Source organism: Pedobacter sp. 01N310, assembly GCF_056399805.1.
This window is the reverse complement of record NZ_JBFTSB010000007.1, coordinates 68,496-82,589: the sequence shown is the minus strand read 5'-3', so window position 1 is coordinate 82,589 and position 14,094 is coordinate 68,496. Positions and strand designations below refer to the sequence as shown.

The window sequence follows — 14,094 nt, the reverse complement described above, 5'->3', positions numbered from 1 at the left end:
CATGCTGTCCCGAATATTCGGGATCAGCATCTATCAAGGAAAACCCTGATCCCGATTTAAAATCGAGACAGGATGACGACAAATAGTATACTATGAATTTCATCACTTTTACCGAAACCAACCTTAGAGCTTTTACCTTTAGCGTTTTTAAAAAAATGGGCTGTTCTGATGAGCATGCCGATTTAGCAACCGATGTATTAATCCGTTCAGATTTACGTGGAATCGACTCGCATGGCGTTGCCCGTTTAAGCGGTTATGTACTCCTTTGGGAAAAGAAAAGGATAAATGCTACGCCCGATATTAAAATCGTACATGAAACACCAACTACTGCCACTGTAGATGGCGATGCAGGTTTAGGCTTAGTGGTTGCACCATTTGCCATGAAAGTTGCTATAGAAAAAGCAGAAAAATACGGTAGCGGATGGGTATCGGTTAAAAATTCCAATCACTTCGGTATTGCAGGCTACCATGCTTTAATGGCGGTAGAAAAGGATATGATCGGAATCAGTATGACCAACGCAAGTCCTTTGGTAGCCCCTACTTATGCTAACGAACGTTTATTGGGTACAAACCCCATGTGTTATGCCTTCCCAGCCGGAAAATACCCACCAGTAATTGTAGATATGGCCACAGCAGCGGCAGCAAACGGAAAACTGGAAATTGCCCAAAGAGCAAACAAAAGTATTCCGGATGGTTGGGTCCAGGATAAAAGTGGGGAAAACTCTACCGATCCGAACGAATTAAAAAATGGCGGTTCGCTCCTTCCTTTGGGCAGTGATAAAGATCATGGCAGTCATAAAGGTTATGGGTTAAGTGCTACGGTCGATATTTTATCAGCGGTGTTATCTGGCGCGAATTATGGCCCTTGGGTGCCTCCTTTTGTGGCTTTCTTAGAACCATCGGCCAATCCGGTTGGCGAAGGACTTGGCCACTTTCTGGGCGCTATGCGCGTAGATGGTTTCAGACCAGCTGCAGACTTCAAAAATCATTTAGATAATTGGGTAGAACGCTTTAAAAGTGCAAAAACGATAGATCCTGATAAAAAGGTAATCATCCCTGGCGAACCTGAACATGAATTTGAGCAGGAAAGGAAAATCAGCGGTATTCCGATCATTGATGTTGTGGTAAAGGATCTGAATGAACTTGCAGTGAAATTGGGTATTGAAGAATTAAAATAACTTCATTTAACCGCAAAGGGCGCTGAGAAGAAAGCACTAAGTTCGCAAAGTTGGGTGCAGCAATTCTATTTTTCCTTAAAGATCCTTCGATTACGCTACCAATTACAGGTTTAGAAAATCAGTCGTCATTTCGACTGAAGCCTAGCGAAATGGAGAAATCTTTTAACATACTTCATTCAAAGATTTCTCCACTGCGGTCGAAATGACGATTCTACGGACCTGTCATCACCCCTCCTTTGTTTTTTCTAAAACTAACCTCTCAGGATGACGATCGAATGAAAATTTCATGTTTTCCGTGTTTCCGCAGCAAAAACACTTAGGTGAGTTCATTATTCATTCTACTGCTTCAATAGATCCTGAAATAAATTCAGGAGGACGGATGTAAGAAAACACGGATTAGAATAAAAAAGCCACAGATTTAACCAGAATCTGCGGCAACTATTAATGATATGGTTTATACCTAACCATAGGAGGTCTTTTTTTAAGGCTTAACAGTTAAGTTATCTTTTAAGTAAAGTGATTTACTTGATGATCCGATCATAATTCTATACTGCCCTGGAGTTACTTCCCATACATTATTGATATTGAGTGTTTGCAGCACCTCTTTATCCAGTTTGAATGAAATTACCTTTGTTTCACCAACCTTTAAATGTACCCTCTGAAAAGCCCTCAATGCAAGAACTGGCTGTGCCAATTTGCTCAACAAAGGTCTCATATACAACTGCACCACTTCTTCACCATCATAATTGCCAGTATTTTTAAGCTCGAAGCTTAAGTTAGTGGTTTCATTTTTAGCAATACTTTTACGGTTAAACTTCAAATTGTTATAAGAAAAGTTGGTATAACTTAATCCATATCCAAATGGGAAAAGTGGTTCCCCGCTTAAGTTGTTATAATCATCGCCTCTTCCAGTAGGTTTATGGTTGTAAACCAATGGTAACTGCGATTCATCTATCGGGTAAGTAATTGGAAGTTTACCTGACGGATTTATCTTGCCAAGCAGTACATCTGCAATGGCGCTACCTCCTGCTTCGCCTGGGTACCAAACATTTAAAACTGCGCTTACTTTATTTAACCAAGGCTGCATATTGATCGCACTTCCACCGGTTAATACCACAATAATAGGTTTCCCGGTTTTTACGAGTTCTCCCAGTAGCATTTCTTGATTACCAGGCAGGTTTAACATCGCCCGATCTAAAAACTCTCCTTCTTTTATGCCTGCAACAAATACGATTGCATCGTTGTTTTTTGCAGCAGCCACCGCATCAGTTATTTCGTTTGATTTCCTGATATTATAATCCCAGATCAGTTTGATTTTACCATTGCCTTTAGGTTCAAAAAATTCGATCTTAATTGCATACTCCTTATTTTTCTCAAAATGAAATGGAACGGTTTTCGTATTGAAAGATTTTTTATCCCAATTATCGATAAGTAACTGGTTATCCAGGTATAATCGGTAACCATCATTTCCCTCCAATCCGATATTAACATCAACATTCTGTGGCACCTTAATTTTACCGGCCCACCTTACCGAATAATCATCCAATTGGAGCTGCTCGTCTGGCGGATATAACGTCCAACTGAAATTAACAGCCTTATCATTTACTTCTTTAATTGGGTTTCCTGAAAATTGAAGCCCTTTGTAATAGCTTCCCATTAATCCTGCTTTCTGATTGGCAGAAAGAAACTGACTATCTATCGGAATATAAGATTGCAGATCCCGGCTACTGCCTTTTACATAATTAACCTTAACGTTATTGGATACGGCATTTTTTAAGCCCTCCAATATATTTATTTTATTGTTTCCGGTACCGCTATAGCCACCTAATCTGGCTTCAACAGCATCTTCCCCTACCAGTAAGATCTGCTTTTCACTTTTTAACGGAAGCGTGTTGTTATCATTTTTCAGGAGCACAAAAGATTTTAAAGCGGCTTCTTTGGCTAAATTGTGATTACTTTGATCGCTCAGCATCTTTTCAGCAATACTTTCATCCACGTAAGGATGCTCAAACAGCCCCAGCTCGAATTTAGCTTTCAGCACCCTTGACAATGCATCATCTATTCTCGATTTGGGAATGCTACCATCTAAAAATGCGGGCAGAAAAAGTTTATAATGATTATAATCTACCTGGAAGATTACATCAAGGCCAGCATTAATCGATTGCGCCGTAGCATCTTTATAATCTTTAGCCGTAAAATGTAACACATTGGCACCTCCTACTGCACCTGCATCAGAAATTACGAAACCTTTAAAGCCCCATTCTGTTTTTAGTTTAGTGGTGAGCAGCCATTTATTTGAGGTTGCCGGAGTACCAAAAACGCTGTTATAGGAAGTCATTAATGAACGGATACCTATGTTTTTAACCCCATCTTTAAATGCTGGAAAGTGGATTTCTTCTAAAAAATGTTTATCCATCTCTATCGGGTAGCTATCCCGCCCGCCATCGCCAACATTGGCAATAAAATGTTTTGGGGTAACAATGATATTCTGCCTTTCTATGGCATTCATAAAAGCATGACCTATTACAGTTGTTAGATAAGGGTCTTCCCCATAGGTTTCTTCTACCCTGCCCCATCTTACATCTGTAGCCATATTGATTACAGGTGCCAAAAGATCCCTCAAACCACGTGCCTTTGCCTCATTGGCAATAGCCGTACCAATTTTGGCCACTAAAGTAGTATCGAAACTTGCAGCTAAACCAATTGATTGTGGAAAAGCAGTAGCACCTTGCCTAACCAAACCGTGTAAAGCCTCATCAAATGGAATGATGGGAATGCCCAAACGGGTTTCCTCAACAAAATATTTTTGAATTTTATTTACTTTTTTAGCCAGAGAAAGTCCGTCTTCAGAGGTATTATAGGTTAACATTTGTTGCGCATTACCACTTCCCTGGGCAGCAGCACTAACCTGCAAACCAAAAATACCGTTTTTAAATTGTGTCTTATTTTCAGTTGTAACATCTCCAGGAATCATAAATAACTGCCAGAATTTCTCTTCTGGCGTCATTCTCGAAATGAGGTCTTTTACCCTCAAATCGATATTTAATTTCGGATTTTTATAGGGTAAAGATTGCCCTTTTTTAACTTGAGCAAAAAGGCCACTGCAGAAAAATAATGCAGGCAATAAATATAGGTATCTTCTCGGTTTCGGCATTGTTAATTAATTTCGGGCGTAAAAGAAAAAGTCAGGGCTATTTTCTCCTCTGTTTTAGGAAAATCGAAGTGTACCTTGCCATCTTTCAATGTCCATTTTACCTTTTGGTTGGTACTTAAAATGGTAATGAGACTTCCTTTTTTAGGAATACTTCCTTGCCATGAAATTTCTTTGTTTGGCGTATTGCCGATTAAACTGATGCCGTAAATAGTTTTACCATCTTTACTTTGCGTAAACCAGTTCTGTCCATCATGATAGTTTTTGGTAATCCTTGTTCCGTATATGGCAGCACCATTTTTACTGGTCCACTTACCAATTTCATCCAATCTTGTAATCACATGATCAGGCAGCGTTCCATCAGCTTTAGGCCCAATACCTAAAAGCAAACTTCCACCTTTGGCTACTATTTCTACTAATTTATGAACCACTTCTTCTGCCGATTTATACTGATCGTTGGGTACAAAACCCCAGGCTCCGCCTAACGTCATGCAGCTTTCCCATGGATACTCTAACTGATTTTCAGGAATTTTCTGTTCAGGGGTCTGGTAGTTTTCAAACTGGCCATGTACCGTTCTATCCACCACAATTAAACCTGGTTGTGCTTTTCTGGCATCAGCTGCAATTTTCGGCATATCAATATCCTGACTCCAATCAGGAATAGGTGCTCCCCAAGAAAGTACTTCTTTATTTACGCTAGCCCGTGGACGAACCCATCCACCATCTAACCATAAAATATCAATGCTTCCGTAATTGTTCATTAACTCTCCAATCTGGTTCTGAGTATAGCTTTTGAACATATTCCACCGCCATTGATTCTTTCTGATATCATAATTATTATTTCTATCTGCAGTGGCATATTTATCCCACCAATAGTATTGAGAATGCCAATCGGGTTTAGAAAAATAAGCACCGATCATAAAATTTTCCTTACGGAAAGCATCGAACACATATTTAGCTACATCTTTTTTGGCATTGGTTGAAAAAGGACCTTTTGTAATGCTAAAATCAGATTGTTTGGTATCGAACATAGCAAAGCCATCGTGATGTTTGGTGGTAAACACCAAATATTTCATTCCTGCACTTTTACCTGCTTTGGCCCATTGCTCAGGATTGAATTTTGTTGGGTTAAATTTTTCGTTTAGGTCCCAATACCATTTTTTATAGTCTTCGTATTTAATGGTACTGTCTCTATCAATCCAATCTTCAGAACAGATAGACCAAGATTCGATAATCCCTGGCACAGCGTAAAGCCCCCAGTGGATAATCATTCCAAACTTTTTATCCTGCCAGGTATCGAGTTTTTGCTTAACAGCTGGATCTGTTGGCCACTCGTAATCTGATGATTCTTTTAGTATGTCGTTTCTTTGGGCACTTGAAAACTTAGCCAAAGCAATTAAAACAAGTACTAGGAGGTATTTTATTTTCATTGTTATTCTGTTTTTAACTTAATCTTTTTTCATTATAATTTTTTCGGTCTGATATGCTCCGATATTCCTACCTTGAATCTGACCATTTTCAATGGCCGGTCTGTAATGTATACCACCGTAAAGTCTACTAATAGCGGCTTCGTTAGCCGCTTGATTAAAAGAAGTGAAGCTTCGCACGGGTAATCCGAAATCAGTCTCAGTATTATCCTGAAACTTAAAGTTATCTCCAAATATTTTGGTTAACACATAGGCTGCTGATGTTGAAGCAACACTATGCCCGCTCGGGTATTCGGGAAATGGAGGTGTTTGCAAAATTGGCCGCCAATTTTCATCGATATTGGCATCAATAAATGTTTCTGGGCGAATGTAATTGCTCCTGTATTTCTCATCCCAACAGCTAATAAAGGCATCAAATAATGCAATACAGGTAGATGTATAAGCAGAACTACTTTGAACATAGTTAAAGCTTTTTAGCTTGCAGGCAATGCCAGTTATCGAAATCCAGTGTGCTCCTGGTGAAATCTTTTTGGTTGCATAATTCATATGCCCGTTCAGATTCAAAAAGAATGGATTACAGTCCCAGAATTTAGCAATATCAAGCTGTTTTTCATCCAGGTTTTTACCAACCGTGTAAACTTCATTTGCATTAATATAAAAAGCACTGTTTTTATCTTTACTGTAAGCAGGAGGAGCTGCAGGTTTAAACTGATCAGCTGTTTTCATCACAAGAGGTCTTATTTTATTCCAATAAGGTTCTACAGCTGCCATATAGCCGGGAGGCGTGGGGGCCCAATTACCTTCTTGCTTTACTAAACTATATCGCCTTAATTTACGTGTTTCTTTATACTTATCCTGATCCACCCATTTTAAAACGGTATCAGATACCGTTTTACCATATAAAATTGAATTTTGTACTATTGTATCAGGATAGCCTTTAGCCTTATACCATGAAAGTATACTGTTTAAACTATCTAAGGCCACTTGCTCCGAAAAGACAAGCCTTTTTCCAATCTGCCAGTAGGCGTAAGTTGCAGCGACTGAATAACTAATTTGTTTTTTATCTGCATTTGGGATGCCATTAAAGCTATTTAACTGTCCTTTTAAAGATTGAAACTGACTATTGTTTTTTGCCTGAATTTCGTATGCAGCGATGTTTGCATAAACAAAAATTCTACTCGCAACCGGCGGAGAAAATATATCACTTACAATGATATCAGAAAGTGCCTTTTGCGATCTATGCAGTGGTAAAGGATCATTTTCGCTTTTGCGCCACTGAGCACTAGCACCGATTGAAATACAGAAAACAAACAAAAATAAATATATCTTCATGATGTTGGTTTTAATTAGTAGTTTTTAAAAGCTGGACCTTATCATTATTTTTAACAACAATAATTTTTTTGATTGCTCCCTTAATCTCAATCATATTCCTAACGTCGCCATCTATATACAATCCGGAATTGTAAGGGGGCACTGCTTTAAAATCGCCCTTCCCATTCCCGAGTAAAAGTAAGCCCAAACCTGCATCCGCCTGACCAAGCTGTACCCTGTAAGGATAAAAATTACCTCCCAAAAGAATATCATCTTTTCCGTCTTTATTAAAATCATCTACAATAATGCCCCACGTTCTTGAAAATTGTGCTTCAATTGGGAGTACTTTAATAGTAAATTTTCCAGTTCCATCATTTAATAAAACAGAAGTTTCAAGTTGTTTACAGAAAAATTTTTGACTTTTACTCAACTGCTCTGGTGTAAATAATTGTTCTATTGTGATATCAGCATAAGAGGCATAATTTAAAAACCGTTTTTTTAATTGAACCATCTGATCAAGTAGCTCATCTCTAGAAGCCATCGGATAATTTTGCCCTTGAATGTAATAACACATCACTGGATCTAATACGCCATCATTATTAAAATCACCAGCATAAACTGTTACCGGTTGCTTACTATTGGCTTTAAATTGATTGTTTAAACCACAGTTGCCAACAATAAAATCCATTGCCCCGTCCTTGTTTACATCCATTGGTACAATTTTACTCCACATACCATCTGAGTTTTCTAATCCAGAATCTTTATCATATTTTAAAGCCCCCTTATCATTTTTGAATTTCTTTAATGGCATCCAATCACCGCCAATCAACAACTCTGGGTATCCATCAGTGTTCAAATCCTGCCACAAAGCGGTAACAACCATACCCGCGTACTCCAATTCTGGGGCGAGTTCTTTGGTTACATCAATAAACTTTACCTCTCCACCTTTTGATTCATTACGTAATAAATAACTTTTACTGCAGAGGGGGAAAGATCCCGGTTTACTCATCCCGCCTACAAAAACATCCAAATCTCCATCCTTATCAAAATCGGCAATGCTTATGGCCTGTTTACTACTCCACATTTTTGGCAATGCATCTTGAGCCTTATTAAAAGTACCTTTCCCGTTGTTTAAATATAATCGATCCTGATACTCCGGAGCATTTTCATCATATTCATTTCCACCGCTTACCACCCATAAATCTAAAGCCCCGTCGCCATTTGCATCAAAAAAAACGGCATTTACATCTTCACTCGCTTTATCTTCTTCCCAAGGCTGACTTAGAGAAGGACTAAAGTTCCCCGCTTTATCGCCTAAGAATAATTTACCTGCCTGACCAATTGCCCCACCGATAAAAACATCTTCTATTCCGTCTTTGTTAACATCAGCCTTAGCTAGGGCAGGTCCAAATTTAGATAGTTGATAAGGTAAAAGGGTTTCGCCTTTAAAATCGATAAAATCGTTTTCATGATGTTTAAAATCTAAGCCTGAATCTGCCGTATAATCTGTAAATAGTGCTTTTGGTGTACTAATATTCTCCTTTTTTATTACAGCTTCATTCTGCTTAACTGTTAGTGTCTGATTTGATTGTACATTCTCAATCAAACTTTCTTTTCCGTCAGGCCAAACTATTTTTACATAATTTATTTTATTGTTTTTACCTAAACCAAAACAATTGATTTGATCTACACTTGATTGATAACCACGTACCACATACTTCTCCTGATACTGTAAATTATCCTCTGTTTTAATATAGATTTTAGCCCCAATTGCTGCTGTATTTAATCCTTCTCCAATAAGATTAATTTTTAAATAGTTCGATTTCAGTAAATCGGAATTGTTCTTATACACCATTACCGGTGAGTTTATATTACAAACAATTAAATCCAGATCACCATCATTATCCAAATCGGCATAAGCAGAACCATTTGAAACGGAAGGTGTTGAAATACCCCACTCTACTGTTTTATTGGTAAAAGTTAAATCATGGTTGTTTGAAAGAATATAATTTGAGATTTGATTCGATGGCATTTTTTTCACCAAATCGAAGGTTTGAAATTTTAAACTCCCTTGTTTAAGTGATTCTTTTTGGGCATTTGCAACGGTATATTTCAGAAAATCCATATCAGTAAAGTCTCTTAAATATCCGTTAGAAATAAATAAATCCTTCCAACCATCGTTGTCAAAATCAGCAAATAAAGGTGCCCAACTCCAATCTGTATTAGAAATACCTGCCAATTGTCCTATTTCGCTGAAACGCAAATTACCATCTTCTCCTAATCCCTGATTTAAGTGCAGCATATTTCTCATCTGCTGATTATAATATCCACTATCCAGTAATAAGTGATATTGGTCATACTCATCTGGTCCTTTAAGTAGCTTTTGCCTATGATTATCTTCGGGCAACATATCAAGCGTGATGATATCGGGTTTACCATCATTGTTATAATCGGCGATATCAGAACCCATTGAATACTTTGAAATGTGCTTGATAGATTTCCGGATACTTTCAGAAAAAGTGCCATTTTTATTGTTGATATAAAGGCAATCTTGTTCAGTATAATCACTTGAAGTATAAATATCTGGCCAGCCATCATTATTTAAATCGCTTACCGCTACGTTTAGGCCAAAATTTAAGGCATTATTTATAATCCCCGAGGTTAACGTAACATCTACAAAATGGGGTTGATTGTTTTTAGAATCATTTCTAAATAAACGATTCCCATATTTCATATTTGGGGTAGATCGTACTTTTTTAGTATTTAAAAAAGGTTTATAAGTTTGGTTTGAATGATTTAGCAAAAACATGTCTAAATCACCATCTTTATCGTAATCAAAAAAAACTGCTTGTGTAGATTGGGTTCCTATTGCATCAAGGCCGTAAACCTCTGCCATGTTTTTAAAAACAGGCATATCGCCTTTTATTCCCTGGTTAATAAATAATTCATTTTTGAGTTTACTGTCAGGAAATTTTCCGGAATGACTTACATATATATCGGGTAACCCATCTGCATTTACATCAGCAATACATACCCCTGTTCCCCAGGTACCATTTCCTCTTACACCTGCTTTATTCGTAATATCTTCAAATTTTAAATTTCCTTTGTTAAGGTATAATTTATGATCTGATGCATTTGATGAAAAAAAAATGTCTGACAAACCATCGCCATTAAAGTCGGCTACCCCAACTCCTGATCCGTTATACAAATATTCATAGTTCATAACGTGTAATGAATCCGTTTCAATTACTCTATTTACAAAACTGATATTTGTTTCCTTTGCCGGTAATAACGTAAATAAAGGCTGTTGTGCATTAGCGTTGTTAACAACAGCAGCTTGCATTGAGAAAAAAAGTGCGGATAGCCATATTCTTATTTTCATGGTACTTTTTATTAAATCAAGCTAAAATTAATTACACAATTGGTGGTAAGCCTTTATTTTAATTGTATTTGTTCGTCATTTTCTTTGTAGGGCAAAAACACAAGTAACATGGTCAACATCTCATCGGTAGATTTCATATCATTGGCCGAATAAACATTTCGGGGCGGGCTGCTTGGATTGTTAGGATTACTCGTTGTATTATCATAAGTACCCTCTATTGTTAATATAGAGCCCTTAGGAATTTTTACTAAATTTTTAAATTGATAAATTTCCTGCCATCTAAAATCCCAGGATGGAATTGAAACGAGTTGTATGGTGTCTTTCTTAGGCGTTACTGCGTATGATTTGAATATCTTACCCAAGTAATGCATATGCGGCCATATATATAATAAAGATTGATCTTGCGGTGTTGTGATTTTTAGTTCGAACTTTCTTACTGACTCAGCTGGGATAAAAAAGTAAGGCTCGATAGATTTTTCGCCTACACCGGCGGAGCCTAAACTAATTACCTCAACTTTTCGCCCAATTGGTGTTTTTTTGAAAAAGAAATTTACTCCTGAAATATTCTCTTCCTCCTTTGAAACCGGAGCAAAGTGTACAGTTAATAATATAACGCCCCGTTTAGGCATTACCCAACCAAAATTATTTGGATAAGATTCATAAGAGGTTCCTGGGATCCATCCTCCGTAATAGGTCATGTTTTTTTTAAAAGGAAAATACTGCGAGTATTTAGTCCGATCATCTTCTGTTAAATTTAAAAAATCGGCTCCCTGGTTAATATCAATATCATCTGCTACAGGATGAATAGCAAAGTTGGCATGATGTACTACTTTTTTATTGGACGAAAAAAACTCCATTGCTTCTACATTTTTTTCTACACCAATATCAAAAGGAATTTTAAAAACAATAAACCGCTCCTTATTATCGCCTAAAACTTTATATGGTTTATTTGTTTTTAAAACAAGATCGGGTTTCCTGAGATACTGAGTACCATCTATATATGTTTTAACTGCTTTTTTGGGCATTTCGCTAATATCGCCCATCGGCATTTTCTCGTCAACCCATTTGGCTATAGTTAGTTTTTCTTCATTCGTTAATGATCTATCATTTTTAAATAGTCTGTAGTGGTTATCTGGCTTCCATGGTGGCATGTAACCAGATTGGGTTACCTTTTTAATAAAAGAGCCCCTTTTTGCAACATCCTCGTAGGTTAATAAAGCAAATGGAGCAGCTTCTCCTGGCCTGTGACAGGGCTGGCACTTATTTTGAATAATGTATGCAACATCTTTATAGTAAGTTACCTTTTGGGCACTTACATGAGGTATGCAAATGAATATCCCAAGTATAATGGTAATAATTTTTAATAATACTAAAGATTTTGAATTCATTATATGTCGTTAATTAAGCACCCTATAGGAATCGTTTTTTTAAATGTTTGTTTGCCGTTTAAAAGGTCTTTTATAGCTTGTTCAAGATATTTTTCTGTAATTACCAAACGTTTCTGTCCGAGTGAGGAAGACCAGTTATCGATTAATCCACTATAGGTTATTGCGCCCATTTTATTGATTAAAAAAACTTCAGGCGTGGTGGTTGCACCTAAATATTTTGATAATCGTTTGTCTTTGTCTGTTAAAAGATCGAAGTTGATACCATATTCATTTTTAAGTTCGTTTATTTCTTTTATGGAATAACTGGTACCTGGGATTATTCCGTAAAAATTGATGCTTTTATTCGCATTTTGAAGTTTTACCAAGCCTGGTAAATAATTTTTGCATAATGGGCATTCGGGGCTTAAAAATACAATGACTGTTGTTTTGTTTAAATTAATTCGACTTTCTTTACCTGTTAAATTGATTAATTTAATCGCATTTATTTTTGCAGGGGATATTAAATTTTCCTGAGCTTTTATAAAAACAGGAAAAATAACGATAGCGAGTAAAAAACTGAATCGAATAAAAATATTAGAAAATTTCATTGCTTTTAATTAAAAAGAACCCTTAGTAAAATGACTAAGGGTTCTTTTAATTTAGTGATTATTTTTTATCCCACCAAACACGGCCAAAAGGATCATTTGGTCCGGCACCAAAATCAGGGTTTTTAGCCATTTCAGCAATCGCAGCTTGCTGATTTGCATAGTTTAAATTGGTAGTACTTAACAAGTCTATACCAGCTCTACGAGCTAATGGTAATACACTTCCATTACCTTTTAATTCCGACCATGCTAAAACCGAGGTAGTGTTCGGGAAGCCAGTTCTTTTCCACCAGGCCCATGCTTCTAATGGTTGTCTATAAAGATCAAGATAAGCCTGACAAGCGATTTGATCAGTTGCCTTAGTTGCATCGTATTTAATACCAACTGTGTTATAGTAGGTATCAATAGCCGGAGTAGTCACTGCATTAAAGTTAGATACTTTGGCATCAACAGCCCTATCGCTATAGAATTGAACTGATGCATAAACTCCATTTTTATACCATGTTTCAGCCACATCTGTAGTGACACCACGGGCTGCAAGATCTGCACGTAGAAAGCAATATTCTGCATAAGTTAAAACAGGGTAAAATCCTTTGCCTGTACCAGCACCTAAGCCATCGGCTTCGTTATAATTAGGTGTAAATAACCTGTGTTGCAACTGTGATAAATTATTTATAGATGCATATAATGGTACATTTGCAGGTAATTTTGCATCGTCTGGACTAGTAAAACTTCCTACATAATTTCCTGCTGCGTTTGGACGATAGAAGGCCGATAATCTAGGGTCGCCTTTTGTAACCATAAAATCTAATACAGGTTTACCTGCTGCGAAATTCGACGGACTAAAGTTTCCACCACCATCTGCATAAGATGGGCCAACCTTAAGCATCCATGAATCGTTAACATTTGCCATCTGCACTGGATCTGCTAAAACTTCGGTAGCAATTGCTTTCATTTTAGTTGGATCAACTTTTATTAAGCGAATAGCTATTTTCAGACGTAAAGCGTTTGCTGCTTTAGCCCAAAGTGTTGCATCACCATTGAAATAGGGATCATTTCCGGCAAGACTGATCTGACCTGCTGGTGTGGTTTTCAAAGTAGCTACAGCTGCTTTCAATTCCGCATCAACTTTTGCAAATACTGCTTGTTGAGTATCATATGCTGGAGTTGTGGTACCCCCATACCTCGCTTGAAAAGCTTGAGCATAAGGTATGCTTCCATTGATATCGCTCACATAAAATGCATAATACGATAAAAGTATCTGCGAAATTGCTTTCATGTGTATTCTTGCATTTTTATCTGCATCAGGCATTTGTTCGATATTTTTTATAGCATCGATTAAGGCCGGGCCTAATCTGCCGTAAAATATTTTACCGTAACGGGTATTGAATTGTGAACCAACATTGTTAAAATTCAATCCATTTCCTGTACTTAAGGTAGCGTATTGCATCCATAGATTGGCTGCGCGATAAACATCGGCAAAATACTCGAAATCATCTTGCGAACCCACTGCCGCACGAAGAAACTGATCTTCAGGTTTAACCTCGTATAAGGTCGTAGGGTTCAAATTTGCTTCTACAAAGCTTTCCTTTTTACAACCGCCCACTACAAGCAAAGCTGAAACCATCAGGAAATATATTTTTGTTTTATTTATAGTCTTCATATCTGTATTT

The 14,094-nt window shown here is 37.2% G+C and carries 8 protein-coding genes; 1 reads left to right on the top strand and 7 read right to left on the bottom strand.

The window, feature by feature from the left end:
• Nucleotides 1-92: 92 nt before the first annotated feature.
• A complete protein-coding gene (locus AC1DNH_RS15905; protein ID WP_477582193.1) occupies nucleotides 93-1,178 on the top strand; it encodes an Ldh family oxidoreductase in 1,086 nt (361 codons plus the stop codon).
• A 481-nt stretch (nucleotides 1,179-1,659) separates the two neighbouring features.
• On the opposite strand, the gene AC1DNH_RS15900 is transcribed toward AC1DNH_RS15905, so the two are convergent.
• The 7 genes from AC1DNH_RS15900 to AC1DNH_RS15870 are packed head-to-tail and all read right to left on the bottom strand — an operon-like array spanning nucleotide 1,660 to nucleotide 14,084.
• Complete coding sequence (locus tag AC1DNH_RS15900; RefSeq protein ID WP_477625511.1) at nucleotides 1,660-4,332, bottom strand: glycoside hydrolase family 3 N-terminal domain-containing protein; 2,673 nt, start codon at nucleotides 4,330-4,332, stop codon at nucleotides 1,660-1,662.
• 2 nt (nucleotides 4,333-4,334) lie between these two features.
• Nucleotides 4,335-5,759, bottom strand: coding sequence for an alpha-L-fucosidase (locus AC1DNH_RS15895; RefSeq protein WP_477625510.1), 1,425 nt, complete (start codon nucleotides 5,757-5,759; stop codon nucleotides 4,335-4,337).
• Between the two features lie 18 nt (nucleotides 5,760-5,777).
• Nucleotides 5,778-7,088 (bottom strand): vanadium-dependent haloperoxidase, encoded by a 1,311-nt coding sequence (locus tag AC1DNH_RS15890; protein WP_477625509.1) that lies wholly within the window; start codon nucleotides 7,086-7,088, stop codon nucleotides 5,778-5,780.
• Nucleotides 7,089-7,098: 10 nt separating this feature from the next.
• On the bottom strand, nucleotides 7,099-10,449 hold the full coding sequence (locus AC1DNH_RS15885) for a VCBS repeat-containing protein (protein WP_477625508.1): 3,351 nt from the start codon (nucleotides 10,447-10,449) through the stop codon (nucleotides 7,099-7,101).
• Nucleotides 10,450-10,502: 53 nt separating this feature from the next.
• The gene (locus AC1DNH_RS15880; protein ID WP_477584555.1) at nucleotides 10,503-11,837 is read right to left on the bottom strand and encodes a cytochrome c; all 1,335 of its coding nucleotides are present in this window, start codon (nucleotides 11,835-11,837) and stop codon (nucleotides 10,503-10,505) included.
• Nucleotides 11,837-12,424: a redoxin domain-containing protein gene (locus AC1DNH_RS15875; RefSeq protein ID WP_477584554.1), complete on the bottom strand. Its 588-nt coding sequence runs from the start codon at nucleotides 12,422-12,424 to the stop codon at nucleotides 11,837-11,839. Before AC1DNH_RS15875 ends, AC1DNH_RS15880 begins: the two co-directional genes overlap by 1 nt.
• Before the next feature lie 58 nt (nucleotides 12,425-12,482).
• Nucleotides 12,483-14,084: a SusD/RagB family nutrient-binding outer membrane lipoprotein gene (locus tag AC1DNH_RS15870; RefSeq protein ID WP_477610925.1), complete on the bottom strand. Its 1,602-nt coding sequence runs from the start codon at nucleotides 14,082-14,084 to the stop codon at nucleotides 12,483-12,485.
• Nucleotides 14,085-14,094 lie beyond the last annotated feature (10 nt).

Bases quoted from the DNA above. Each gene is read 5' to 3' on its own strand.
- AC1DNH_RS15905 (WP_477582193.1), top strand. From the start codon at position 93: ATGAATTTCATCACTTTTACCGAAACCAACCTTAGAGCTTTTACCTTT.
- AC1DNH_RS15875 (WP_477584554.1), bottom strand. From the start codon at position 12,424: ATGAAATTTTCTAATATTTTTATTCGATTCAGTTTTTTACTCGCTATC.
- AC1DNH_RS15870 (WP_477610925.1), bottom strand. From the start codon at position 14,084: ATGAAGACTATAAATAAAACAAAAATATATTTCCTGATGGTTTCAGCT.
- AC1DNH_RS15895 (WP_477625510.1), bottom strand. From the start codon at position 5,759: ATGAAAATAAAATACCTCCTAGTACTTGTTTTAATTGCTTTGGCTAAG.
- AC1DNH_RS15885 (WP_477625508.1), bottom strand. From the start codon at position 10,449: ATGAAAATAAGAATATGGCTATCCGCACTTTTTTTCTCAATGCAAGCT.
- AC1DNH_RS15880 (WP_477584555.1), bottom strand. From the start codon at position 11,837: ATGAATTCAAAATCTTTAGTATTATTAAAAATTATTACCATTATACTT.
- AC1DNH_RS15890 (WP_477625509.1), bottom strand. From the start codon at position 7,088: ATGAAGATATATTTATTTTTGTTTGTTTTCTGTATTTCAATCGGTGCT.
- AC1DNH_RS15900 (WP_477625511.1), bottom strand. From the start codon at position 4,332: ATGCCGAAACCGAGAAGATACCTATATTTATTGCCTGCATTATTTTTC.